Below are 23,502 nucleotides of genomic sequence, written 5' to 3' on the forward strand. Positions count from 1 at the left end.
TTGCATGTCCGAGGCCGGTGCGAGAATGCGGGGATGAAGCTCGCGGAGCTCGTCTCCACCACCGAAGAGGTCGCCGCCACGTCGTCGCGGCGGGCGAAGATCGACGCGCTCGCACGGCTGCTCGCGACGGCAGAGCCGGATGAGATCGCATCCCTCGTCGGGCTGCTCCTCGCGTCGCCGCGTCAGGGCAAGCTCGGCGTCGGATGGCGAGGGATCGCGGCACTGGAGGTCTCGCACGCCGACAGCTCGAGCCTGACCATCGCAGACGTGGACGACGCGTTGACTGCTCTCGCCGCGGCATCCGGCACAGGCTCGGCCGCCACGCGCACCGGCGCGCTGGGCGCCCTCGCCGCACGATCGACCGCCGACGAGTGGGACTTCCTCACGCGCGCCATGCTCGGCGAGCTCCGCACGGGTGCTCTCTCGGGTGTACTCCTCGATGCGATCGCGAAGGCATCGGATCGCGCCGCCGCGACCGTGCGAAGGGCTGCGATGCTCTCCGGCGACCTCGGCGAGACCGCACTCATCGCCCTCACCGGGACCGAGGAAGAGCTCGAGGCCGTCGGCCTGCAAGTCGGACGCGCTGTGCTGCCGATGCTGGCCGCCACGGCGGCGACTCCCACCGCAGCGCTCGAGATCACCGGCCAGGCTTCCGTCGAGTACAAGCTCGACGGCGCCCGCATCCAGGTGCATCGTCACGGCGACGACGTCGGCGTCTACACCCGCAGCCTCGCCGACATCACGCACCGCGTCCCGGAGCTCGTCGAGATCGTGCGGTCGCTTCCGGCGCATGATCTCATCCTCGACGGAGAGACCCTCTCCCTCGACGAAGACGGCGGGCCGCGTCCGTTCCAGGAGACGATGTCGCGCTTCGGCGCCGACGTCTCCCGCGAACTGCTGCTCCGGCCGTGGTTCTTCGACGTGCTGCATGTCGACGGGCGCGATCTTCTCGACGAGCCACTGTCGGTGCGTCTCGCCGAACTCGAACGCGTGGCCGGAGAATGGCGGATGCCGGGTGTCGTCACCGCCGATCCCGATGCCGCCGAACAGCTGTCCCGCCAGGCCCTCGCGGCCGGGCACGAGGGCGTGGTCGTCAAGTCGATCGATGCACCCTACGCCGCCGGTCGGCGCGGCAAATCCTGGGTCAAGGTCAAGCCGGTGCTGACCTACGACCTCGTGGTCCTCGGCGCCGAGTGGGGATCCGGCCGACGACAGGGCTGGCTGTCGAACCTGCATCTCGGCGCCCTCGACCCCGACGGCGAGTTCGGCGATCCCGGTGGCTACGTCATGGTGGGCAAGACGTTCAAGGGCCTCACCGACGAGCTGCTGCGGTGGCAGACCGAGACGTTCCCCGAATACGAGACGCGGCGTACGCAGGGCACGGTTTTCCTGCGACCCGAGATCGTCGTGGAGATCGCGATCGACGGTGTGCAGCGCTCTCCGCGCTATCCCGGCGGCATCGCGCTCCGCTTCGCCCGTGTGAAGGGCTACCGCCCCGACAAGACGCCCGCCGAAGCCGACACGATCCAGACGCTGCGCGCGCTGCTCCGCGGGTGAGGATAAATATCGCGTATCCGCGATATCATCAAAGCATGCGACGGGGAGCTTTCTTGATCAAGACCGCCCGTGAGCGCACAGGGCTGACGCAGAGCGCTCTGGCGAACCGTTCGGGCATCCGCCAGAGCGTCATCAGCGAGTACGAGAGCGGGAGGCGCGAGCCATCGGTCGCTGCTCTCGACAGGCTTCTGGGTGCCGCAGGACTATCGCTGGCCCTCGCCGACGAGCCTGAGACTCTTCGCCGGGTGCGCCTCCGAGCTGCGGACCTTCGGGCGATGTTCGCCGAGCACGGCGCGACGAACATCGAAGTGTTCGGCAGCGTCGCCCGCGGCGACGATCATGAGAACAGCGACGTCGACCTCCTCGTCGACCTCGCCCCGACAGTCGGGATGTTCGATCTGCTCCGTATGCAATCCGCGGCCGAGGCACTACTCGAGCGTGCAGTCGACATCGTTCCGCGTGCCAGCCTCAAATCCGGTGTCGCGGACGATGTTCAGCGAGAAGCGATTCCCCTATGAGCCGACGGACTCGTACACGGCTCGAAGACATCGCACTCGCCTGCGCGAAGATCTCGGGTTACGTCGAGCGCGCTGACAATGAGGACGAGATCGTGTTCGACGCGATTCGCATCCGCCTGCTGGAAATCGGCGAAGCCGTGAAAGACCTCCCGGCGGATATCCTCGACGCCGCACCCACGATCCCCTGGCGTGAGATCGCCCGTATGCGCGACCAGCTCGCGCATCGCTACTTTGACACCGCGCACGCCGTCGTCACCGCGACCGCACGGAACGATATTCCGCAGCTCGCGGCAGCCACCACCCGTCTTCTTGACGGGCTGGACGACGAGGACTGACGCGCCGCCGCGTCACGCCGACGGCGGAAGCCCCAGGTCCTCTTCCCGCACGGTTCCCTGGAACGACCACGGGAAGTTGATCCAGAGGTCGGTGTCCTTCCAGGCGTAATCGGGCTGGATGATCGTCGAGGGCTTCGTGTAGATCGTGACCGAGCGCACATCGGCGCCCTTGTCCTTCAGGAGCTCCACCGCGAGCGCGAGGGTGCGACCCGAGTCGGCGACGTCGTCGACCAGCAGCACACGACGCCCGTCGAGGTACGCCATGTCGAGCTCGGGAGGGAGGACCTCCGGTGCGTCCAGTACGGTGCCGATCCCGGTGTAGAACTCGACGTTGATGGCGCCGCAGTTCTTGGCGCCCAGCCCGTAGGCGATGGCTCCGGCGGGAAGCAGTCCGCCGCGGGCGATCGCCACGACGACCTCCGGCTCGAAACCGCTGGCGAGGATGCTCCGCGCCAGTTCGCGTGTCGCCGTGCCGAAGCCGTCCCAGGTGAGCGTCTCGCGCTCGGTCGTCGTAGTCGTCATCGCCTCATTCTCCCCCACGCACCGTCAGTCGAGTCGCGTGACCTCGACGGAGACGAACAGCTCCGATGCGCTCGGTCCCGCGTACACGCCGCGCAGCGGTGCCACGTCCCCGTAGTCGCGGCCGTGCCCGACGTAGACGTGCGATTCTCCGATGTCCAGGAGGTTCGTCGGGTCGTACCCCCGCCACTCCCCCGAGTACCACTCCACCCACGCGTGCGACTCGCCGATCACCGGCTGGCCGATCGGCGCCGTCGGATCCGGATGCAGGTAGCCCGACACGTAGCGCGCGGGGATCCCCGCCGCCCGCAGCACGCCCAGCGCGACGTGCGCGATGTCCTGGCACACCCCGGATCGCGCGGCCCACGCCTCGCGCGCCGTGGAGTTCACGCCGGTCACGCCGCTCTGGTAGTCCATGGCTCCGCCGACCGTCCGGCAGATCTCGAAGGCGGTGTCGTCGACGCCGCCTCCCTCGGCTCTGATCCGCAGGGCGAGCTCGCGCATCTCGTCGTCGGGCATGGTCGCCGGTGTCTGCGTGACGCACTCGGCGAGAGAGAGGGACGACGGAATGCGCGCGTCGAGCTCTTCCCACCCCACCGCATCGGAGGTGTGAGGCAGAGCGCGCACATCGACGACGCTGGTCGCCGTCACCGACAGCAGCTGATGCGGCGTGAGCACCTCGAACGTCGACACACGCGTGTCCCAGTAGTCCGCATAGGAGTGCTGCGTCGCCGTCGGAGAGATGTCCAGGGTCGCCTGCAGCACGAACTGCCCGTCGCGCGAGTGCGGCAGCATCCGCGCCTCGTTGTACGAGGCGGTCGCCGGCTTCTCATAGCGGAAGCCGGTCCGGTGCACGATCCTCAACCTGCTCACAGTGCCTCTCCGATCCACACCGGCATCGCGATCGACGGGAAGTAGCGCTCCCGGATCGCATCGCTCGCCACCGAGATCGCCACCTGCACCTCTTCCATGCTCTCCGAGAGCCGGTGCACGATGTCGGCGACGGGTCGGTACTCCAGTTCCGATCGCATCCGGCCGAGCACCCGATGCGCACGATCAGGTGCGCCGAACGCTCCGGCCGGGTCGATCCCTCGCAGACACTCCTCCGCCTGCAGGATGCTCGACAGCACCGACCTCGGGAACAGCTTGTCCACGAGCAGGAACTCCACCGCTGAGGCCGCCGTCGGCACCGCACGATGACCGCGCAGATGTGCTTCGTACGCGCCGCAGCTGCGCAGCAGCGTGGTCCAGCTCGGGCCGCCGGCATCCGTCAGCGACCGGGTCGCCAACAGACGGGCCGTCATGTCGGCGCGCTCGATCGAACGGCCGAGGACGAAGAACTGCCAGGCCTCGTCGCGGCTCGTCGACGAGTCGACCACGCCGAACGCGAGCGCCGACCGGTCGCGGACCCAGCGGAAGAACGGGTGCGTCTTGTCGGAGGCGACCCACCGCGGCATCCGCGCATTCGACTCGTTGAGGGTCTCCCAGAGATCCGTCGAGATGATCTCCCGTGCCCGCCGTGCGTTCTCGCGCGCGGCTGCGATCGAGTGGGCGATGGATGCCGCGTGATCGCGGTCCAGCGCCAGCAGCCGCACCACGTCGTCGCGCCCGACCGTGCGTTCGCCGTCGGCCGTGGTACCCATGACCGAGAGCAGGGCCCGGCATGCAGTGTCCTCCTCGACCCACGGATCCTCCAGGAGCAGCTGCAGGTGCACGTCCAGGATGCGGGCGGTGCCGTCGGCGCGCTCGACGTAGCGGCCGATCCAGAACAGCGCCTCGGCGATGCGGCTCAGCATGTCGCGCCTCCCTGCTGCTGTTGTTGCTGTTGTTGCTGCTGCTGGTGGTGCCGGGTCTCGAGGTCCTCGTCCTGCGGCGACGACAGGAACGGCGGATGCGGCTCCTCTCGCGGAGACGACACGATCCCGATGGCCCCTGTCGCGATCGACACCTCGTCGGTCGCAGGGTCCGAGAGCCCGGCCAGCGTCGCGGTCGGCCCGGTGAACAGGGAGGGATCCAGCACCCAGGTGTCCTTGGACCCGCCGCCCTGGCTCGAGTTGACGACCAGCTGTCCCTCAGGGAGCGCGACGCGTGTGAGCCCTCCGGGCAGCACCCAGATGTCCTCCCCGTCGTTCACGGCGAAGGGGCGGAGATCGACGTGCCGCGGGCGGAAGCCGTCTTCCACGAGCGTCGGGATCGTCGAGAGCTGCACGACCGGCTGCGCGATCCAGCCGCGCGGATCGGCGAGCAGCTGCGCCCGCAGGGCGTCCAGCTCCGCGCGCGTCGCATCCGGGCCGACCACGAGTCCCTTGCCGCCCGACCCGTCGACCGGCTTCACGACGAGCTCGTCCAGTCGATCGAGCACCTCGGCGAGAGCATCCGGCTCTTCCAGCCGCCAGGTGTCGACGTTCGGGAGGATCGGATCCTCGCCGAGGTAGTACCGGATGAGCTCGGGGACGTACGTGTAGACGAGCTTGTCGTCGGCGACGCCGTTGCCGATCGCGTTCGCCAGCGTGACGTTGCCGAGGCGCGCGGCGAGCATCAGCCCGGGGGCGCCCAGCACCGAGTCAGGGCGGAAGTGCTGCGGATCGAGGAACTCGTCGTCCACGCGGCGGTAGATCACATCGACGCGGGTGGGCCCCGCGGTCGTGTGCATCCACACCCGTCCGCCGGAGCAGAAGAGGTCGCGACCCTCGACGAGCTCGACGCCCATCATGCGCGCCAGCAGCGTGTGCTCGTAGTACGCGGAGTTGTACACACCGGGCGTGAGCACGACGACGGTGGGGTCGTCGACGCCGGCCGGCGCCGCGGCGCGCAGCGCCTGGAGCAGTCGTCCCGGATAGTCGACGACCGGTCGCACCCGGAGACTCGTGAACAGCTCCGGGAGCGTCTGCGCCATCACCCGTCGGTTCGCGAGCACATAGCTGACGCCGCTCGGCACGCGGACGTTGTCCTCGAGCACCCGCCAGGCGCCCTTCTCGTCGCGGATGACGTCGATCCCGGCCACGTGGATGCGCACGCCGTTCGCGCCGACGATGCCCGCCGCCTGGCGGTGGAAGTGCGAGGAGGAGCTGATCAGCGTCGCGGGGATCACCCCGTCGCGCACCGCCGACTGCGGGCCGTAGACGTCCGCGAGGAAGGCCTCGAGCGCACGCACGCGCTGCTTGACCCCGGATTCGACGTACATCCAGTCCTCGGCGGCGATCACACGCGGCACCACGTCGAGCGGGAACGGCCGCTCCTCGCCCGCGAAGTCGAACGTCACGCCCTGCGCGAGGTACGAGCTCGCCAGCGCATCCGTCCGCGCCCGCAGCTCGGCATCGTCCATCCCTGCGAGCGCCGGGTACATGTCGCGGTACGGGAGGCGCACATCGCCCGCGCCCGCCACGACCTCGGACGGGAACATCTCGTCCCAGGGCTGCGGCCCGCGGCGCATCGCGGTGCGACGAGAGGTGTATCCGTTGAACAGCGACTCCATGACGGAATACTTCCGTGGCGGAGTTTCGGCGATGTTTCCGGGGGAAGACGACGCAGCGACACGCCCGCTGCCGCGGTAGAGTCGAGGAGTCCGGCGGTCGCCCGCCGGTGCCTGAAAAAGAGGCACGAAGCACCTCGCGCAGCAGCGAGGGCGAGACACATACGGATCCGCAGTTCTCCGTCCCTGTCTCGAAAGGCATTCCCATGCCCACCGTGTCCGCGCATGTCGCCCTCACCCTCGCCCAGCACATCGACGCCGTCTTCGGCGTGATGGGCAACGGCAACGCCTACTTCCTCGATGCGATCGAGAAGCAGACGGATGCCGTCTTCACCGCCGTCCGCCATGAGCAGGGCGCCGTGGTCGCCGCGGACGCGCACTTCCGCGCCTCCGGGCGCATCGCCGCCGGCACCTCGACATACGGCGCCGGCTTCACGAACACCCTCACCGCTCTCGCGGAGGCCGTGCAGGCACACGTGCCGCTCGTGCTCGTGGTCGGCGACGAGCCGACGTCGGGCCCACGCCCGTGGGACGTCGACCAGATCGCCCTCGCGTCGGCCGTCGGGGCCCGCACCTATACGGTCGGACGGACGGATGCCGCGGCGACCACAGTCATCGCGATCGAGCACGCCCTCACCTATCGTGTGCCCGTCGTGCTCGCGATCCCGTACGACGTCGCCGCCCTCGAGGCGGGCCCCGTGGCGGAGGCGCCGTCGCCGCGCCTGCCCGCACCCCTCACCCCGAAGGGCGAGTTCGCCGAGGGGATGCTCGACGAGATCGCCGCGGCGCTGCGCGGAGCCGAGCGCCCGTTCCTGCTCGCGGGACGCGGCGCATGGCTGGCCGGTGCGAGCCATGCGCTGGGCGAGCTCGCCGAGCTGACCGGCGCGCTCACCGCGTCGTCCGCCCTCGGCCGCGGGGTCTTCCCCGACCCCCGTTACGACCTCGGCGTCACGGGCGGATTCGGTGCCGACGGTGCGATGGAGCTCGTCCGGACGGCCGACGTCGCCGTCGTCTTCGGGGCGTCGCTGAACCAGTTCACGATGCGCTTCGGCGAGCTGTTCGCCCCGGGTACACGGGTGTTCCAGATCGACATCGCCCCCGCCGCCACGCACGCGCACATCGGAGGTTTCGTCCGCGCGGATGCGCGCGTCGCGGCCGAGGAGCTCGTGACCCGGCTGCGGTCCACGTCGGCCGACGGGCACAGCTTCGGAGATCGGGCTCGACACGCCGCATCCGCCGAGGGTCCTGCCGGCGAGTCGGCCGCGAGCTCCGAAACTGTGCCCGCCCGGCCGTGGCGGGAGAGCGTCGACGTGGCATCCGCCCGGGCATACGACGCCGGCGACGACCTCGCCGCCGACGGGCGACTCGACCCGCGTTCGGCAGCACGGCGCATCGCCGAGCTGCTTCCGGAGGACCGCGTCGTGGTCTCGGACGGCGGACACTTCATCGGCTGGGCCAACATGTACTGGCCCGTCGCCGCACCGGATCGCATGATGATGATCGGCACCGCGTTCCAGTCGATCGGTCAGGGCTGGCCGAGCGTCGTCGGCGCCGCTCTGGCCCGCCGCGACTCCACGATCGTGCTGACCTCGGGCGATGGTGGCGGACTGATGGCGATCGCCGACCTGGAATCCGCGGTGCGCGCCGCGGCCGGGCGAGGTATGGCCGTGATCTGGAACGATGCCGCCTACGGGGCCGAGGTCAACCTCTACGGTCTCAAGGGGCTCGCCGAGGGCCCGATGCTCATCCCCGAGGTCGACTTCGCCGCGTTCGGGGCTGCGGTCGGGGCCGAGGGCGTCGTGGTCCGCACGCTCGCCGATCTTGACCGGCTGGAGGCCTGGGCGCAGGAGGATGCCGCGACCCGCCGCTTCCTGCTCCTCGACCTCCGCATCTCCGGCGCTGTCATCGCCCCGTACCAGCAGGAGATCATCCGCGTGAACTCCTGACGCTCCCGTGGCAGTTGTGGCGGGTGAATCGGCTCGACACCCACCGCAACTGCCACGGGAACGAAGGCGCGGGACTCTCAGCTCTGGGCGCCGTAGTCCGGAAGCTCCTGCAGCGTCCACGTGTTGCCGTCGGGGTCGTCGAAGCTGACGAATCGACCCCACCCCTGCTCGTCGACGCCCTGCGCCTCGACACCGACACTCCGCAGGTGCGCCAGCGCCTCATCCGCATTCGGCACCACGACCTGGATCGTGTTCTGCTGCCCCGGTTCGAGATCGATGCCGAGACCGGTGCCGAACGCGATCGAGCAGGCCGACCCCGGCGGCGTCATCTGCACGAACCGCATCCCGTCGAACGGTGTCTGGTCGTGGTCGGCGTTGAAGCCGATCTTCACGTAGAAGTCCTTCGACCGGTCGACATCTGTCACCGGCACGAAGATGAGTTCGATCTTCCAATCCATCACGCACTCCTCCTGGCGGGCGCCGTCGCCCGTCCGCGACCACGGTACGACGCACTCGACGTGCGGCGCCACCGTCTTGTACAAATGCGCTTGTACAGACGCCGACCACGGAGATCGGCCGCGTCAGACCGCCGGAAGCAAGGCCCCCTCGAAGAACTCCGCGAGCTCGTCGACCCCCTCCAACGGCAGGATCGCCGCGACGTACTGGTCAGGACGGACGACGATCACGACGCCGTCGCGAGACAGCTCCCGCGCCTCGAAGATGTCGGTCTCCGTCCACTTCGAGGGACCCGCGGCATACACCTTCTCCCAATCCGTGAGTCCGAGCGGCCCGGTCTTGGGCTGGAACAGCGCAGGTGCGCTCGTGACCTCGACCTCCTCGTACGGCTGCTGGTACACCGCCTTCACGTCGAAGACCGCGTCGGCGTCGGCATCCGCGGGGGTGAAGCGAGCGAACACCGGCGCAGCGGCATCCGCCCACGCGGCGAGCGCTGCCCCGGCGCGGTCGCCGAACGCGTAGACCCGCCACCGTCCGTCCGCGCGCGCATGGTGACCGAGATGCACGACGTTGCCGTCGCCGACCCTGATGACCTCGGCCGACTTGAACCGCTTGCCGAGCGGGAACCCGCCGGCCAGCCCCTGGTGCGCATCGGATCCGGTGATCATCGACGCGGTGTACTGCGTCATGAAACCCGACGGGAACTCGGCCGTCGCCAGGTAGTACGTGGCGAGCTCGCCCGGGTCCGAGATCTCCTCGGGCTTGCGCGCCATGAGCGACGACCACTCCCGATCGAAGTTGATGAGCTGCTGCGCGACCGGCCGCCGCTCGGCGCCGTACGTCGCGAGCAGAGCCTCCGGTGCACGACCGGTCAGCACGGAGCCGAGCTTCCAGCCCAGGTTGAAGCCGTCCTGCATCGAGACGTTCATGCCCTGTCCTGCCTTGGCACTGTGCGTGTGGCACGCGTCACCCGTCAGGAAGACCCGCGGGGTGCGGCCCGACTCCTCGAGCACGTCGTCGAAGCCGTCGGTCACCCGGTGTCCGACCTCGTACACGCTGTGCCAGGCGACCTGCTTCACGTCGATCGTGTACGGATGCAGGATGTCGTTCGCCTTGCGGATGATCTCCTCGATCGGCGTCTGCCGCACGCGGTGGTCGTCGTCCTGCGCGACCTCGCCGAGATCGATGTACATCCGCGACAGGTAGCCGCCCTCGCGGGGGATGTGCAGGATGTTTCCTGCCTGGGAGTTGATCGCGCACTTGGTGCGCCAGTCCGGGAAGTCGGTGTTCACGAGCACGTCCATGACACCCCAGGCGTGCGCGGCGCTTCCGCCGACGTGGGTGCGCCCGATGGCCTGACGCACACCGCTGCGGGCGCCGTCGCAGCCCGCGACGTACTTCGCCCGGATGGTCTGCTCCTCGCCGGCCCGCTCCCCCGCCACGTGACGCACGCGGACCTCGACGGGGTGCTCGCCCTCGTCGTGCACGGTGAGCCCCACGAACTCGACGCCGTAGTCGGGCGCGATCCGGCCCGGCCCCGTCGCTGCCGCCTCGGCGAAGTAGTCGAGCACGCGCGCCTGGTTCACGATCAGGTGCGGGAACTCGCAGATGTCATAGGCGTAGTCGGCGGTGCGCGCGGTGCGGATGATCTCGCGCGGATTCTCCGGGTCAGGACTCCAGAAGTTCATCCAGCCGATGTTGTAGGCCTCGGCGACGATGCGCTCGGCGAATCCGAACGCCTGGAAGGTCTCGACGCTGCGCGGCTGGATGCCGTCGGCCTGCCCGAGCACGAGCCGCCCCTCCCGCTTCTCGATGATGCGCGTCGAGATGTCGGGGTACTGCGACATCTGCGCGGCGAGGAGCATGCCGGCCGGGCCCGAGCCGACGATGAGCACGTCGACCTCGTCGGGCAGGGCAGCCGGACGATCCGTGCCGAGCCCTGCGGCATCCTGCACGCGCGGGTCCCCGGAGACGTAGCCGTGGTGGTGGAACTGCATCGTCGTCGATTCCTTTCGAGGAGTCTTCTCATTCTGCGCTCCTGCGGCACGTCGTGCGGGTCATCGCGACGATGACCCGACGACGTGCCACGGGAGCGGGCGAGGTCAGGCCTTGGCGAGTCCGTAGATCGGGCTGACCGACTGCTCGTCCTCATGATCCGGGCCGAGCGGGATGCCGGAGCGATCGCGCAGCAGCAGGGTGGCGATGAGGCCGAGAACCGTCATGCCGGCGAGGTACCCGGTCACCGCCTGGGTCGACCCCGTCGCCTGCACGATCGCCGTCGCGATGGTGGGCGCGAACGCACCGCCCGCGATCGCGCCGATCGCGTACGAGATCGAGACGCCGGAGAAGCGGATGCTGGCGGGGAAGAGCTCCGTGTACAGCGCCGCCTGCGGGCCGTACGTGAACCCGAGGCCGATCGTGAGGATGGCGAGCCCGGCGAAGAGCAGCCCGATCTGCCCGGTGTTGACGAGCGGGAACAGGGCGAAGACGCCGATGAGCTGCAGCACCCAGCCGATGATGTAGGTCGTGCGGCGACCGATGCGGTCGCAGATCCATCCGGCCAGCAGCGTCGTCAGCAGCCAGGTGACCGCGGACCCGGCGACCGCCCAGAGCACCGGACCGCGATCGAGGCCGATGGGGCCCTCGGGGTTCGTGGCGTAGTTCTGGATGTAGCCGCCCGTGGTCATGTAGCCGACCGCGTTGTTGCCGGCGAAGACGAAGGCCGCGATGATCACGAGCAGCGCGTGCTTGCGGAACAGCTGCACGATCGGCATCCGCGCCTTCTCCTTGCGCGCGGCGAGCTCGGTGAACACCGGGCTCTCCTCGACCTTCCGGCGCACGTAGTAGCCGACGAGGATCAGCACGACGCTGAGCAGGAACGGCACGCGCCATCCCCACGCCGCGAACTGGTCACCGGGTGCGATCGCGGTCATCAGCGCCATCACGCCCGAGGCGAGCAGCAGCCCCAGCGGCACGCCGATCTGCGGCGAGGCCCCGAAGATGCCGCGTTTCTTGCGCGGGGCGTGCTCGACGGCCATGAGGACCGCACCGCCCCACTCGCCACCGGCCGAGATGCCCTGGATGATGCGCAGCAGCACCAGCAGGATCGGCGCGGTGATGCCGATGGCCTCGTAGGTCGGAAGCAGACCGATCAGTGCGGTCGCCGCGCCCATCAGGATCAGCGTCCACATGAGCACCGTCTTGCGCCCGAGCTTGTCGCCGTAGTGGCCGGCGAGGAACGCGCCGAGCGGGCGGAAGAGGAAGCTGACCCCGACGGTGGCGAAGGCGATCAGCGCGCTGTTCGCGCCCAGGGGCTCGAAGAAGAGCTGGCCGAACACGAGGCCGACCGCGGTGGCGTAGATGAAGAAGTCGTACCACTCCACGGTGGTCCCGACGACGGTGGCGAACACGACGCGGCGCCGATCGGCCGCTGTCGCGATGGTGCCGGTGGGCGTGAACCCAGCCTGTGACTGCCCGCTCATGGGGTGTCTCCTTTGATTGTGACTGCACTGTCACGGCGTGCGGGGACGTGAATCCCGAGTTGCTTGCCGAGGGGTGATCCGATGATATATGATTTCGAATACGACGCACAAGGCGTCCTGCAGCACACCGCTGACGAGCGCGAGGAGGCGCCCCGTGACGGACCAGATCGCCCGCCCCGGCAAGATCATCGCGATCCATCTGAGTTACGCATCCCGCGCGGATCAGCGCGGCCGGCGCCCGGCAGCCCCCTCGTACTTCTTCAAGCCGGCCAGCTCCGTCGGAGTCTCCGGCGGCACGGTCGAGCGCCCGGCCGGGACCGAGCTCCTCGCCTTCGAGGGGGAGATCGCCCTGGTGATCGGCACCACCGCACGCCGCGTCTCGCTCGACGAGGCGTGGTCGCACGTCGGCGGGGTCACCGCGTCGAACGACCTCGGCCTGTACGACCTGCGCGCGAACGACAAGGGCTCCAACGTCCGCTCCAAGGGCGGCGACGGCTACACGCCGCTCGGACCGCAGCTGATCGACGCGCGTACGGTCGACCCCGCCGCGCTGCGCGTGCGCGCCTGGGTCAACGGCGAGCTGCGTCAGGACGACACCACCGCCGGCCTCATCTTCCCGCTCGCCCAGCTCGTGGCCGATCTCTCCCAGCACTTCACTCTCGAGCCCGGCGACGTGATCCTCACCGGGACACCGGCCGGCTCCTCCGTCATCGTCCCGGGTGACGTCGTCGAGATCGAGGTGGACGCCCCGGATGCCGCGGGCGCCCCCACCTCCGGGCGCCTGGTCACCACCGTCACGCAGGGCGACGTGCCGTTCGACGCGGAGCTCGGATCTCTCCCCGCAGTCGACGACCTGCAGCGCACCGAGGCCTGGGGATCCGCGAAAGCGGCGGGACTGGCCGACGGCCCTTCGACAGGCTCAGGGACCCAGCATGGTGTGACGCCCGCGAAAAGCGGGTTCGCTGAGCCGGTCGAAGCGTCCCCCACGCTCTCCCCCGAACTCCGGGCGAAGCTCCTCGAAGCCCCCACCGCCGGGCTCTCCGCCCAGCTGCGCAAGCGCGGGCACCACTCCTGCTTCATCGACGGCGTCTCCGCCAACATCCCCGGCGCCAAGATCGTCGGCACGGCCAAGACGCTCCGCTTCGTGCCTTTCCGCGAGGACCTGTTCCAGAGCCACGGCGGCGGCTACAACGCCCAGAAGCGCGCCTTCGACGCGGTGGACGAGGGCGAGATCATCGTGATCGAGGCTCGCGGCGATGCGACGACCGGCACGCTGGGCGACATCCTCGCCCTCCGCGCCCGGGCCCGCGGAGCAGCCGGAGTGATCACCGACGGCGGGGTCCGCGACTTCGACGCGGTGGCCGAGATCGGTCTTCCCGTCTTCTCCCAGGGCGCCCACCCCTCGGTCCTCGGTCGCAAGCACGTGCCGTGGGACGTCGACGTGACGATCTCCTGCGGCGGAGCGACCGTGCAGCCCGGCGACATCATCGTCGGCGACGGCGACGGCGCGATCGTCATCCCGCCGTCGCTCGTCGAGGAGGTCGTCGACGCCGCACTCGCCCAGGAGATCGAAGACGCCTGGATCGCGGAGCAGGTCGCCGCCGGACACCCGGTCGACGGGCTGTTCCCGATGAACGCCGAATGGCGCGCCCGCTACGAGGCGGAAAGCCCTTCGACAGGCTCAGGGACCCAGCTATGAGCGCGACCGCTGTCAGCAAGTCCCAGGTCGCCTACGAGTGGATCCGCTCGCGCATCACCGCGCACATGTTCAGCCCCGGCTACCGCCTGGTGCTCGGATCGATCGCGGACGACCTGAAGATGAGCGTCGTGCCGGTGCGCGAGGCGATCCGGCGACTCGAGGCCGAGGGCCTCGTCACCTTCGAGCGCAACGTCGGCGCCAGGGTCACCCTCGTCGACGAGAGCGAGTACGCACACACCATGCAGACGCTCGGCATCGTCGAGGGCTCGGCGACGGCGCTCTCCGCTCCCCTGCTCGACGAGGCGGCCCTCGACGAGGCGGCCCGGATCAACGACCGGATGTCGCGGATGCTCGAGCACTTCGACGCCCACGCGTTCACCGAGCTCAACCGGCAGTTCCATTCGGTGCTGTTCGAGCCGTGCCCGAACCCGCACCTGCTCGACCTCGTTCATCGCGGCTGGTCTCGGCTCTCCGGCATCCGCGAATCGACGTTCGCGTCGGTCCCGGGTCGCGCCCAGCACTCGGTCGAGGAGCACGCCGAGATCCTCGCACTCATCCGGGCGGATGCCGATCCGCTCGAGATCGAGCTCGCCGCCCGCAACCACCGCTGGCGCACGATGGACGCGTTCCTCGATGCCCTGCACACCCGTTCCGCCCACGCCACAGGAGAAGCCTCATGACCGACTCGCGCATCCCCGCCGATCTTCCTGACCACATCCAGCACTACATCGACGGCGCCTTCGTCGACTCGGTCGACGGCGACACGTTCGACGTGCTCGACCCGGTGACCAACAAGACCTACACGACGGCCGCCGCCGGCAAGAAGGCCGACATCGAGCTGGCCGTGGCCGCCGCGAAGCGCGCCTTCGACGAAGGCCCGTGGCCGCGGATGCTGCCGCGCGAGCGCTCGCGCGTGCTGCACCGCATCGCCGACATCGTCGAGTCCCGTGACGCACGGCTCGCCGAGCTCGAGTCCTACGACTCCGGCCTGCCGATCACCCAGGCGCTGGGCCAGGCCCGCCGGGCGGCCGAGAACTTCCGCTTCTTCGCCGACCTGATCGTCGCGCAGTCGGATGACGCCTTCAAGGTGCCCGGCCGCCAGATGAACTACGTCAACCGCAAGCCGATCGGCGTCGCGGGCCTCATCACGCCATGGAACACGCCGTTCATGCTCGAGTCGTGGAAGCTCGGCCCCGCGCTAGCGACCGGCAACACGGTCGTGCTGAAGCCGGCGGAGTTCACGCCGCTCTCGGCATCCCTCTGGGCGGGCATCTTCGAAGAGGCGGGACTCCCCCAGGGCGTCTTCAACCTCGTGAACGGCCTCGGCGAAGATGCAGGCGACGCCCTCGTCAAGCACCCCGACGTCCCCCTGATCTCCTTCACGGGCGAGAGCCGCACCGGACAGATCATCTTCGGCAACGCCGCTCCCTTCCTCAAGGGCCTGTCGATGGAGCTCGGCGGCAAGTCGCCCGCCGTCGTCTTCGCGGACGCCGACCTCGAGGCCGCCGTCGACGCCACGATCTTCGGCGTCTTCTCCCTGAACGGCGAGCGCTGCACCGCAGGATCCCGCATCCTCGTCGAGCGCTCCATCTACCAGGAGTTCGTCGAGCGCTACGCCGCGCAGGCGAAGCGCGTCAAGGTGGGCTACCCGCACGATCCGGCCACCGAGGTCGGCGCGCTGGTCCACCCGGAGCACCACGACAAGGTGATGAGCTACGTCGAGATCGGCAAGAGCGAGGGGCGACTGGTCGCCGGTGGCGGACGCCCCGACGGGTTCGAGGAGGGCAACTTCGTCGCGCCGACCGTGTTCGCCGACGTCTCCCCCGACGCCCGCATCTTCCAGGAGGAGATCTTCGGCCCGGTCGTCGCGATCACACCGTTCGACTCCGACGACGAGGCGCTGTCGCTCGCGAACAACACGAAGTATGGCCTCGCGGCGTACATCTGGACCAACGACCTGAAGCGCGCGCACAACTTCGCGCAGTCGGTCGAGGCCGGCATGGTGTGGCTGAACAGCAACAACGTGCGCGACCTCCGCACCCCGTTCGGCGGAGTGAAGGCCTCGGGTCTCGGTCATGAGGGCGGCTACCGCTCGATCGACTTCTACACCGACCAGCAGAGCGTGCACATCACGCTCGGCGGAGCCCACAACCCGACCTTCGGCAAGAACTGACCCGCCGCTCTGATCTGCAAGGACGCTGACATGACCGATCGCGAAGACATGACCCTGACCTCTGCCGGCTACTACGTGTCGCAGGAGGCCCCGATCCGCACGACGAACCCCGTCGCGACGCCGACCAGCGCCGCGCCCGACATCCTGCGCTGCGCCTACATGGAGCTCGTCGTCACCGACCTGGCCGCGTCGCGGCAGTTCTACGTCGACGTGCTGGGACTGTACGTGACCGAGGAGGACGACGAGGCGATCTACCTCCGCTCGACCGAGGAGTTCATCCACCACAACCTCGTGCTGCGCAAGGGGCCGGTCGCGGCCGTGGCCGCGTTCTCGTATCGCGTCCGCGCGGCGGAAGACCTCGACCGTGCGGTCGCGTTCTACACGGAGCTCGGCTGCGACGTGCGCCGCAACCCCGACGGGTTCGTGAAGGGCGTCGGCGACTCGGTCCGCGTGGTCGACCCGCTCGGCTTCCCGATCGAGTTCTTCCACCAGTCCGACCACGTCGAGCGCATGTCGTGGCGCTACGACCTGCACATCCCGGGCGAGCTCGTTCGGCTCGACCACTTCAACCAGGTCACCCCCGACGTGCCGCGCGCCGTGAAGTTCATGCAGGATCTCGGCTTCCGCGTGACCGAGGACATCCAGGACGACGAGGGCACGGTCTATGCCGCCTGGATGCGCCGCAAGCCCACCGTGCACGACACCGCCATGACCGGCGGCGACGGTCCCCGCATGCACCACGTGTGCTTCGCGACGCACGAGAAGCACAACATCCTCGCGATCTGCGACAAGCTCGGCGCCCTCCGCCGCTCCGACTCGATCGAGCGAGGGCCGGGCCGCCACGGCGTCTCGAACGCGTTCTACCTGTACCTGCGCGATCCCGACGGCCACCGCGTCGAGGTCTACACGCAGGACTACTACACGGGCGACCCGGACAACCCGGTCATCACCTGGGACGTGCACGACAACCAGCGCCGCGACTGGTGGGGCAACCCCGTCGTCCCGTCCTGGTACACCGATGCCAGCCTGGTGCTCGACCTCGACGGCAACCCGCAGCCGGTCGTCGCCCGCACCGACAGCTCGGAGATGGCGGTCACGATCGGCGCCGACGGGTTCTCGTACACGCGCGCGGACGAGGGCGAGAAGAAGCTGGGCAACCAGCTATAGGTCACCACCGACGCTTCGACAAGCTCAGCGACCCAGTGGCTGGGTCCCTGAGCTTGTCGAAGGGCCCGACCGAACAGAGAGAAGGAACGGATGCTGTCGCAAGAAGTCATCGCAGAGATCGCGGCCCAGCTCGCCGAGGCCGAGCGTGCACACACCGTGATCCCGCGGATCACGGCGCGCTACCCGGATGCCGTGATCGAAGACTCCTACGCGATCCAGGGTGTCTGGCGCGACAGCCAGATCGCCGCGGGCCGCCGGCTCGTCGGGCGCAAGATCGGACTGACCTCCAAGGCGATGCAGCAGGCGACCGGCATCACCGAACCCGACTACGGTGTGATGTTCGACGACACGGTGTACGAGTCCGGCGCCGAGATCCCTGTCGACCACTTCTCCAACGTGCGCATCGAGGTGGAGCTGGCGTTCGTGCTGAAGCATCCGCTCGAAGGTCCCGACTGCACGCTCGATGACGCCCTCGCGGCGATCGACTACGCCGTCCCCGCGCTCGAAGTGCTCAACTCGCACATCGAGCTCGAGGGGCGCACGATCGTCGACACCATCAGCGACAACGCCGCCTACGGGGCGATGGTGCTGGGCACCGAGCGTCGCCGCCCGGACGAGATCGATCTGCGCTGGGTCCCCGGTGTGCTGTCGCGCAACGGTGAGATCGAGGAGACCGGAGTGGCCGCGGGCGTGCTCGGGCATCCGGCCACCGGTGTCGCGTGGCTGGCGAACAAGTTCCATCAGCACGGCGCGCGTCTGGAGGCGGGAGAGATCATCCTGGCAGGATCGTTCACGCGCCCGATGTGGGTGTCGCGCGGCGACGAGGTGCTGTGCGATTACGGACCGATGGGAACAATCACATGCCGCTTCGTCTAGACCCGTCGTTCCGCGAGCGCATCGCCGCCTCCGATCGTGCGCTGATCGGCATGTGGGCATGCTCGGGCAGCACGCTCGTCACCGAGGTCGCCGCGGGTTCCGGGCTCGACTGGCTGCTGATCGACATGGAGCACTCCACGAACACGCTCGAGTCGGTGCTGCTGCAGCTGCAGACGGTCGCGGCGTACCCGATCACCCCGCTCGTGCGGGTGCCCTCCAACGACACCGTCGCGATCAAGCAGATCCTCGACCTCGGCGCACAGAACCTGATCGTGCCGATGGTGTCCTCCGCCGATGAGGCGCGAGCCGCCGTGTCCGCGACGCGCTATCCCCCGGCCGGCGTCCGCGGGGTCGGCAGCGCGCTGGCGCGCAGCGCCCGCTGGAACCGGGTCGACGGCTACCTCCAGGAGTCGGCGCGGCACACCTCCCTCACGGTGCAGATCGAGACGGCGGCGGGCGTGGACGCGGCGGGGGAGATCGCCGCCGTGGACGGCATCGACGCGGTCTTCGTCGGCCCGTCCGACCTCTCCGCCTCGATGGGTCTCCTCGGCCAGCAGACGCATCCCGATGTCGTCGCCGCCGTCGAGAAGGTCTTCCATGCGGTCAAGGCGGCGGGCAAGCCGGTCGGGGTCAACGCCTTCGACCCGGCCGCCGCCGATGCGTACGTCGCCGGCGGTGCGGACTTCGTGGCGGTGGGCGCCGATGTGGCGCTGCTCGCGCGGGCATCCGAGGCGCTGGCCGCCCGCTTCATCACGGCGGACGGATCGGCACGCGCCAGCTACTGACGTGGCAGGATCGTCTGATGCGGACGAGGGCGGTGAACCGATGAGCCGCGGGCTCGCCGCGATGCGGGACCGCAACTTCCGGTGGTTCTTCCTCGCCAGGGCGATCACCATGATCACCGGCTCGATGTCGTCGATCGCGCTCGCGTTCGCGGTGCTGGAGATCGACAACGACGCCCGCTCCCTGTCGTTCGTGCTCACCGCCTTCACGGTGAGCAACATCGTCTTCCTCCTGTTCGGCGGCGTCGTGGCCGACCGGCTGCCGCGGGCCCTGATCATCCAGACCTGCTACGTGATCGACATCCTCACGATCGGCGCGATGGCGGCGCTGCTGTTCACGGACTCGGCGACCGTCGCGCTCCTGGTGGTGCTCTCGGTCGCCAACGGCGCCTCCACGGCGTTCGTGCTGCCGGCCATGCAGGGCATCATCCCGCAGCTGACGACGCCCGAGAACCTTCAGCAGGCCAACGCGATGCTCTCGTTCGTGCGCTCCGCCGTGACGATCGGCGGCCCGATCATCGCCGGCATCCTCGTCGCCACAGCCGGCCCCGCCTGGGCGATGGTCGTGCAGGCGGCCGGCTGGGTGATCGCCATCCCGGTCCTCGCCCTGGTGAAGCTCCCGCCTCCCGCGCATGCCGGCGGCACGACCATGTTCCACGATCTGCGCGTCGGCTGGCAGGAGTTCTGGAGCCGATCCTGGCTCTGGACGATCGTGCTGGCCTTCATGGTCATGAATGCGATCCACGTCGGCGCCTGGGGCGTCGTGGGTCCGTACATCGCGAAGAACGACGATCTGCTCGGCATCGCCGGGTGGGGCTGGGTGCTCAGCGCCGAGGGGGCCGGCGTCCTCGTGATGACGCTGATCCTGATGTGGTTCCCGCTCAGACGGCCGCTGCGCTACGGGATGCTCGGCATGGCCGCGTTCGCGATTCCCGTGACCATGCTGGGCGTGCACCCCGCCGTCGTGCTCCTCGCCATCGCGGCCTTCATCGCGGGTGCGGGCGCCGAGGTCTTCAGCACCGGGTGGAACCTCGCGATGATGGAGAACGTGCCCGGCGAGAAGCTCTCCCGCGTGTCCAGCTACGACATGCTCGGCAGCTTCGTCGCGATGCCGATCGGCACGTTGGTGTTCGGCTGGCTCATCACCCATGCGGATGCCGCGACGGTGCTGATCACGTCCGGGATCGTGTACGCGGGCGTCGCGCTCCTCACTCTCGCCGTGCCGAGCGTGTGGCGCATGGGAAGGCCGGACGGCGCCCTGAATCCCGACGCCTCGCCTCAGCGCGCCTGAGTGATCCCGGTTCCGCCAGGAACCGGGATCAGCGCACCGCCCCTGCCGTCAACCCGCCCACCAGCCAGCGCTGGAAGAACACCGCGGCCGCGAAGACCGGGATCACGCCGATGAACGACGCGGCGGCGATCTTGCCGAAGTGCGGCGTGCGATCGCCGTAGAACAGCGAGAGGGCGACCGGGAACGTCTGCGCGTCCACGCTCTGCGTGAGGAACGTGGCGAGCAGGAACTCGTTGTAGTTGAGGATCGCGACGATGATCCCGATCGCGACGAGACTGGGCAGGAGCAGCGGCACGACGACCGACCAGAGCATCCGCAGGGTCCCCGCTCCGTCGATGCGCGCCGCCTCCTCGATCTCCACCGGCAGCCGGCGGAGGAATCCCTCCAGCAGCCAGACGGCCACCGGGACGTTGACGAGCGCGTAGACGAGCGTGAGCCCGACGAGCGTGTTGTTGAGCCCGATCGAGCGCAGCAGTGTGAGCAGCGGGACCACGGCGACGATCGGCGGGAGGAGCCACGGGCTCATGAGCGTCGCGGCGAGCGTGCGCCCACCGGCGTTGTGCCGGACGATGGCCCAGGCACCGGGGACCGCGATGACCAGCGACACCACAGCGCCGCCGACGGCGGCGGCCAGGGAGTTCAGGATCGAACGCGGGATGTCGGTGGCCAGCACATCCCCCCAGTTCTCCCACTGCGGGGCAGCGCTCCACAGGACTCCGGAGACGGTCTCGTCGCGCCCCATCAGCGACACCGAGAACAGATAGGCGAGCGGGACGAGGGTGACCGCGAGAGCCACGAAGAGCACCGTGCTCGCGACGGGCCGCTGACGGGTGCGCCGGTCAGTCATGACGGGCCTTTCGGGCGAAGACGGCCACCACGAGCGTCACCACCGTGACGATGACCGCGAACACGAGGGTGATCGCCGACGCGCGACCGATGTCGAACTCCTTGAGGGCGACCTGCTGGATGAGGTACGTGGTCACGGTCGAGGCCTGACCGGGTCCGCCCGACGTCATGACGAACACGAGATCGAAGACCTTCAGCGCGATGACGAGACGGATGAAGAGCGCCGCGATCACGGTGCCCGCGATCGCCGGCCAGGTGATGTGCCGGAACAGCCCCGCGCCGTGAGCGCCGTCGAGCGACGCGGCCTCTCGCACCGAGGGGTCCTGCGTGAGCAGCGCGGCGTAGACGAGGATCACGATCAGCGGCGTCCACTGCCAGACATCGGCGAGACCGATCGCCGGGAGCGCCCAGGCCGTCGTCGACAGCGGCGTGAGCGAGACGCCGGGAAGCAGCGTCGCGAGCAGTCCGCCGCCCGGGTTGAACACGAGCTTCCACAGCGTGCCGACCACGACCGGGGGCGTGATCAGCGGGAGCAGGAGCAGCGTCCGCAGGACCGCGCCGGCTCGGGTCGCGCGCTCCAGCGCGACGGCGATCACGACGCCCAGCACGACGCTCACGACGGCGACCGCGACCGCGTACGCGACAGTCCGTCCGAACGAGGCGACGACGTCGGCATCGGCGAGGATCGTCTCCAGGTTCGCCGTCCCGACCCACTCCTGGAAGGGCCGCCCGAGCGTCGAGTCCGTGAAGGCCGCGGCGAGGATGAACAGGAGCGGATACGCGCCGAGCACCACGATCGACAGGATCGTCGGCGCCGTGAGCAGCCCGGCGCCCGCCCGCGCGGAGCCGCCCGCCCGTCTCGGCACTCGGCCGGACGCGCGGGCGGCACGCACCTGGATCGCGGAGGCGTCAGCCAAGGATCTCTTCCCACTCGGCCTGGACGCGGTCGAGTGTCTCCTTGGCAGTGCCGCCGTCACCCGCGATGAGCTTCGCCAGCTCGTCGGTGAGGATCTGCGCCGCCTGCGACGCGTTCTCTCCCGTCGGCCAGGCGAGCGATCCGCTGAGCGTCGTGCGGTTGACCCGCTGTAGGTCGGGGTAGGTCTCCCCGTACGCCGTGCTCTCGAGCGAGGACTCGCGGTTCGGGTCGATGCCCGTCTGCGGGTCGGCGACGATCAGCTCGGAGTTGACCTCGCTCGACGCGGCGTACTCGATGAACGCCTTCGCCAGGTCGGTCTTCTCGGTGTTCGCGGCGATGACCCACGTGAAGCCGGCCACGAGCGACGCCCGCGCCTCGGTGTTGTCGCCGCCGACGGGCAGCGTCGTCACACCCCACTTGCCCGCGACCTTGGAGTCGGGGTTCGTCTCCGAGCCCACGCCGAGGTCGGTCCAGTTCTCGATGAAGCCGACCTTGCCGTCGTACCAGGCGCCGTTGCCGACGCCGAAGTCGGTCTCGGCTGCCGTCGGGAAGGCGTACGGCACGGCATCCACCAGCGACTGGGCCGCGGCCACCGCAGCGGGAGAGTTGATCGTGGGCTTGCCGTCCTCGTCGACGAACTCCCCGCCGAAGCCGGCCAGCCGGTTCGCGTAGGCGGCGCCGAGGATCAGGGGCGACTTCTGTCCGAAGATCGCAGAGCCGTACACGCCGTCCGCGCCTTCGTTCTCGGTGATGGTCTTGACGTCGGCCACGTACTCGTCCCAGGTCGCGGGCGGCTCGGTGATGCCGTTCCGCTCGAGGATCTCCTTGTTGTAGAAGAGCACGTGCGTGTCGCCGTCGAAGGGCAGACCGTAGCGGCGGTCGCCGACCAGGGTGTACGGGTCGTTGATGGAGGGGATGAAGTCGTCCTCCTCGAGCGAGGGGGTCTCGGCGATCCAGTCCGTGAGGTCCTGGATCGAGCCGCCCTCGGCGAGGTCGCCGATCGACACGTACCAGGGAGCCGCGACATCGAACGTGTTCGCTCCCGACTGCTGGTCGAGTGCGAGTGTGGAGCCGATCTCGTCGTAGGGGACGATGGTGAGGTTCACCTCGGCGCCGGTCTCCTCTTCGAAGTGCTCCTTGAGCCAGTTGGCCGCACCCTCGTGCGAGGTGATGAGCAGAGCGTTCAGGCTCTGCCCGGAGAAGTCCCCGTCGTCGCCCGCTCCGCCCGCGTCGGGAGTCTGCGTCGCGCAGCCGGCGATGACGAGGGTCGCGGCCGTGAGGGCGGCGGCACCGAGAAGGATGCGGCGTCCACCGCGGCTCGGAAGGGATGACATGGGGGCTCCTCAGGCGTCGGGTCGGGGAAGCGGATCGGCGCTCAGGCTAGGTCTCGGCCGTGGACCGACGCATCGCGGACGTAACAGTTCGTCGTGTGGCGACGCGAAGAGTCATCCCGCGCGACAGAGCGCA

At 69.3% G+C, this 23,502-nt stretch carries 21 protein-coding genes; 11 read left to right on the forward strand and 10 right to left on the reverse strand.

All coding sequences use genetic code 11. The annotated features are described in order from the left end of the window. Positions 1-33 precede the first annotated feature (33 nt). The 3 genes from MRBLWH11_RS19125 to MRBLWH11_RS19135 all read left to right on the forward strand — a co-directional run bounded on the left by MRBLWH11_RS19125 (position 34) and on the right by MRBLWH11_RS19135 (position 2,410). Positions 34-1,557, forward strand: a complete 1,524-nt coding sequence (locus MRBLWH11_RS19125) for an ATP-dependent DNA ligase (protein ID WP_341945979.1) — start codon at positions 34-36, stop codon at positions 1,555-1,557. Positions 1,558-1,832: 275 nt separating this feature from the next. Continuing rightward, complete coding sequence (locus MRBLWH11_RS19130; protein ID WP_341945980.1) at positions 1,833-2,075, forward strand: nucleotidyltransferase family protein; 243 nt, start codon at positions 1,833-1,835, stop codon at positions 2,073-2,075. Then, positions 2,072-2,410: a HepT-like ribonuclease domain-containing protein gene (locus tag MRBLWH11_RS19135; protein ID WP_341945981.1), complete on the forward strand. Its 339-nt coding sequence runs from the start codon at positions 2,072-2,074 to the stop codon at positions 2,408-2,410. The genes MRBLWH11_RS19130 and MRBLWH11_RS19135 overlap by 4 nt, the downstream gene beginning before the upstream one ends. A gap of 12 nt (positions 2,411-2,422) precedes the next feature. Here MRBLWH11_RS19135 and MRBLWH11_RS19140 read toward each other — a convergent pair whose 3' ends face one another. The 4 genes from MRBLWH11_RS19140 to MRBLWH11_RS19155 are packed head-to-tail and all read right to left on the reverse strand — an operon-like array spanning position 2,423 to position 6,404. After that, positions 2,423-2,932, reverse strand: coding sequence for a phosphoribosyltransferase (locus MRBLWH11_RS19140; RefSeq protein WP_116634675.1), 510 nt, complete (start codon positions 2,930-2,932; stop codon positions 2,423-2,425). Positions 2,933-2,956: 24 nt separating this feature from the next. Beyond that, positions 2,957-3,802, reverse strand: a complete 846-nt coding sequence (locus MRBLWH11_RS19145) for a transglutaminase family protein (RefSeq protein WP_341945982.1) — start codon at positions 3,800-3,802, stop codon at positions 2,957-2,959. Beyond that, on the reverse strand, positions 3,799-4,725 hold the full coding sequence (locus MRBLWH11_RS19150; RefSeq protein WP_116634673.1) for an alpha-E domain-containing protein: 927 nt from the start codon (positions 4,723-4,725) through the stop codon (positions 3,799-3,801). Before MRBLWH11_RS19150 ends, MRBLWH11_RS19145 begins: the two co-directional genes overlap by 4 nt. Next, complete coding sequence (locus MRBLWH11_RS19155) at positions 4,719-6,404, reverse strand: circularly permuted type 2 ATP-grasp protein (RefSeq protein WP_341945985.1); 1,686 nt, start codon at positions 6,402-6,404, stop codon at positions 4,719-4,721. The genes MRBLWH11_RS19150 and MRBLWH11_RS19155 overlap by 7 nt, the downstream gene beginning before the upstream one ends. A 203-nt stretch (positions 6,405-6,607) precedes the next feature. On the opposite strand from MRBLWH11_RS19155, the gene MRBLWH11_RS19160 reads away from it, so the two are divergent. Continuing rightward, the gene (locus tag MRBLWH11_RS19160; protein ID WP_341945986.1) at positions 6,608-8,347 is read left to right on the forward strand and encodes a thiamine pyrophosphate-binding protein; all 1,740 of its coding nucleotides are present in this window, start codon (positions 6,608-6,610) and stop codon (positions 8,345-8,347) included. Positions 8,348-8,424: 77 nt separating this feature from the next. Here MRBLWH11_RS19160 and MRBLWH11_RS19165 read toward each other — a convergent pair whose 3' ends face one another. The 3 genes from MRBLWH11_RS19165 to MRBLWH11_RS19175 all read right to left on the reverse strand — a co-directional run bounded on the left by MRBLWH11_RS19165 (position 8,425) and on the right by MRBLWH11_RS19175 (position 12,285). Next, on the reverse strand, positions 8,425-8,805 hold the full coding sequence (locus MRBLWH11_RS19165; protein WP_341947864.1) for a VOC family protein: 381 nt from the start codon (positions 8,803-8,805) through the stop codon (positions 8,425-8,427). A gap of 123 nt (positions 8,806-8,928) precedes the next feature. After that, positions 8,929-10,800: an FAD-dependent monooxygenase gene (locus tag MRBLWH11_RS19170; RefSeq protein ID WP_341945987.1), complete on the reverse strand. Its 1,872-nt coding sequence runs from the start codon at positions 10,798-10,800 to the stop codon at positions 8,929-8,931. A 105-nt stretch (positions 10,801-10,905) separates the two neighbouring features. Further along, entirely contained in the window at positions 10,906-12,285 is a 1,380-nt protein-coding gene (locus tag MRBLWH11_RS19175) for an MFS transporter (RefSeq protein ID WP_341945988.1), read from the reverse strand. A 154-nt stretch (positions 12,286-12,439) separates the two neighbouring features. Between MRBLWH11_RS19175 and MRBLWH11_RS19180 the strand changes: the two genes are divergently transcribed. The 7 genes from MRBLWH11_RS19180 (at position 12,440) to MRBLWH11_RS19210 (ending at position 20,273) form a co-directional block, all read left to right on the forward strand. Then, positions 12,440-13,984 carry a fumarylacetoacetate hydrolase family protein gene (locus MRBLWH11_RS19180; protein ID WP_341945989.1) on the forward strand — a complete coding sequence of 515 codons (1,545 nt, stop codon included), beginning with the start codon at positions 12,440-12,442 and terminating at the stop codon, positions 13,982-13,984. Beyond that, positions 13,981-14,664 carry a GntR family transcriptional regulator gene (locus tag MRBLWH11_RS19185; protein WP_341945990.1) on the forward strand — a complete coding sequence of 228 codons (684 nt, stop codon included), beginning with the start codon at positions 13,981-13,983 and terminating at the stop codon, positions 14,662-14,664. The genes MRBLWH11_RS19180 and MRBLWH11_RS19185 overlap by 4 nt, the downstream gene beginning before the upstream one ends. Further along, a complete protein-coding gene (hpaE, locus tag MRBLWH11_RS19190; RefSeq protein ID WP_341945991.1) occupies positions 14,661-16,157 on the forward strand; it encodes a 5-carboxymethyl-2-hydroxymuconate semialdehyde dehydrogenase in 1,497 nt (498 codons plus the stop codon). The genes MRBLWH11_RS19185 and hpaE overlap by 4 nt, the downstream gene beginning before the upstream one ends. A gap of 30 nt (positions 16,158-16,187) precedes the next feature. Continuing rightward, positions 16,188-17,324 carry a 3,4-dihydroxyphenylacetate 2,3-dioxygenase gene (gene hpaD, locus MRBLWH11_RS19195; protein ID WP_341945992.1) on the forward strand — a complete coding sequence of 379 codons (1,137 nt, stop codon included), beginning with the start codon at positions 16,188-16,190 and terminating at the stop codon, positions 17,322-17,324. 90 nt (positions 17,325-17,414) lie between these two features. Beyond that, on the forward strand, positions 17,415-18,200 hold the full coding sequence (locus tag MRBLWH11_RS19200) for a fumarylacetoacetate hydrolase family protein (RefSeq protein ID WP_116634663.1): 786 nt from the start codon (positions 17,415-17,417) through the stop codon (positions 18,198-18,200). After that, positions 18,185-18,985, forward strand: a complete 801-nt coding sequence (locus MRBLWH11_RS19205; RefSeq protein ID WP_116634662.1) for an HpcH/HpaI aldolase/citrate lyase family protein — start codon at positions 18,185-18,187, stop codon at positions 18,983-18,985. The genes MRBLWH11_RS19200 and MRBLWH11_RS19205 overlap by 16 nt, the downstream gene beginning before the upstream one ends. A 40-nt stretch (positions 18,986-19,025) precedes the next feature. Then, a complete protein-coding gene (locus tag MRBLWH11_RS19210; RefSeq protein WP_165808022.1) occupies positions 19,026-20,273 on the forward strand; it encodes an MFS transporter in 1,248 nt (415 codons plus the stop codon). A 28-nt stretch (positions 20,274-20,301) separates the two neighbouring features. Here the strand turns inward: MRBLWH11_RS19210 and MRBLWH11_RS19215 are convergent, their stop codons facing one another. From MRBLWH11_RS19215 to MRBLWH11_RS19225, 3 genes are read right to left on the reverse strand one after another with little or no spacing between them, the layout of a single operon-like run. Then, complete coding sequence (locus MRBLWH11_RS19215) at positions 20,302-21,120, reverse strand: carbohydrate ABC transporter permease (protein ID WP_341945994.1); 819 nt, start codon at positions 21,118-21,120, stop codon at positions 20,302-20,304. Further along, on the reverse strand, positions 21,113-22,036 hold the full coding sequence (locus tag MRBLWH11_RS19220) for a sugar ABC transporter permease (protein ID WP_341945996.1): 924 nt from the start codon (positions 22,034-22,036) through the stop codon (positions 21,113-21,115). The genes MRBLWH11_RS19215 and MRBLWH11_RS19220 overlap by 8 nt, the downstream gene beginning before the upstream one ends. Then, the gene (locus MRBLWH11_RS19225) at positions 22,029-23,369 is read right to left on the reverse strand and encodes a sugar ABC transporter substrate-binding protein (protein WP_341945997.1); all 1,341 of its coding nucleotides are present in this window, start codon (positions 23,367-23,369) and stop codon (positions 22,029-22,031) included. Before MRBLWH11_RS19225 ends, MRBLWH11_RS19220 begins: the two co-directional genes overlap by 8 nt. Positions 23,370-23,502: the final 133 nt, after the last annotated feature.

It is taken from the genome of Microbacterium sp. LWH11-1.2 (assembly GCF_038397745.1).
In the GTDB taxonomy this organism is placed as follows: Bacteria; Actinomycetota; Actinomycetes; order Actinomycetales; family Microbacteriaceae; genus Microbacterium.

What these genes read in the sequence shown, in the direction of transcription:
- MRBLWH11_RS19135 (WP_341945981.1), top strand. Translation starts at nt 2,072, where the DNA reads ATGAGCCGACGGACTCGTACACGGCTCGAAGACATCGCACTCGCCTGC.
- MRBLWH11_RS19225 (WP_341945997.1), bottom strand. Translation starts at nt 23,369, where the DNA reads ATGTCATCCCTTCCGAGCCGCGGTGGACGCCGCATCCTTCTCGGTGCC.
- MRBLWH11_RS19200 (WP_116634663.1), top strand. Translation starts at nt 17,415, where the DNA reads ATGCTGTCGCAAGAAGTCATCGCAGAGATCGCGGCCCAGCTCGCCGAG.
- MRBLWH11_RS19155 (WP_341945985.1), bottom strand. Translation starts at nt 6,404, where the DNA reads ATGGAGTCGCTGTTCAACGGATACACCTCTCGTCGCACCGCGATGCGC.
- MRBLWH11_RS19130 (WP_341945980.1), top strand. Translation starts at nt 1,833, where the DNA reads ATGTTCGCCGAGCACGGCGCGACGAACATCGAAGTGTTCGGCAGCGTC.
- MRBLWH11_RS19215 (WP_341945994.1), bottom strand. Translation starts at nt 21,120, where the DNA reads ATGACTGACCGGCGCACCCGTCAGCGGCCCGTCGCGAGCACGGTGCTC.
- MRBLWH11_RS19150 (WP_116634673.1), bottom strand. Translation starts at nt 4,725, where the DNA reads ATGCTGAGCCGCATCGCCGAGGCGCTGTTCTGGATCGGCCGCTACGTC.
- MRBLWH11_RS19125 (WP_341945979.1), top strand. Translation starts at nt 34, where the DNA reads ATGAAGCTCGCGGAGCTCGTCTCCACCACCGAAGAGGTCGCCGCCACG.
- MRBLWH11_RS19175 (WP_341945988.1), bottom strand. Translation starts at nt 12,285, where the DNA reads ATGAGCGGGCAGTCACAGGCTGGGTTCACGCCCACCGGCACCATCGCG.
- MRBLWH11_RS19185 (WP_341945990.1), top strand. Translation starts at nt 13,981, where the DNA reads ATGAGCGCGACCGCTGTCAGCAAGTCCCAGGTCGCCTACGAGTGGATC.
- MRBLWH11_RS19165 (WP_341947864.1), bottom strand. Translation starts at nt 8,805, where the DNA reads ATGGATTGGAAGATCGAACTCATCTTCGTGCCGGTGACAGATGTCGAC.
- MRBLWH11_RS19205 (WP_116634662.1), top strand. Translation starts at nt 18,185, where the DNA reads ATGCCGCTTCGTCTAGACCCGTCGTTCCGCGAGCGCATCGCCGCCTCC.
- MRBLWH11_RS19160 (WP_341945986.1), top strand. Translation starts at nt 6,608, where the DNA reads ATGCCCACCGTGTCCGCGCATGTCGCCCTCACCCTCGCCCAGCACATC.
- MRBLWH11_RS19170 (WP_341945987.1), bottom strand. Translation starts at nt 10,800, where the DNA reads ATGCAGTTCCACCACCACGGCTACGTCTCCGGGGACCCGCGCGTGCAG.
- MRBLWH11_RS19140 (WP_116634675.1), bottom strand. Translation starts at nt 2,932, where the DNA reads ATGACGACTACGACGACCGAGCGCGAGACGCTCACCTGGGACGGCTTC.
- hpaD (WP_341945992.1), top strand. Translation starts at nt 16,188, where the DNA reads ATGACCGATCGCGAAGACATGACCCTGACCTCTGCCGGCTACTACGTG.
- MRBLWH11_RS19210 (WP_165808022.1), top strand. Translation starts at nt 19,026, where the DNA reads ATGAGCCGCGGGCTCGCCGCGATGCGGGACCGCAACTTCCGGTGGTTC.
- hpaE (WP_341945991.1), top strand. Translation starts at nt 14,661, where the DNA reads ATGACCGACTCGCGCATCCCCGCCGATCTTCCTGACCACATCCAGCAC.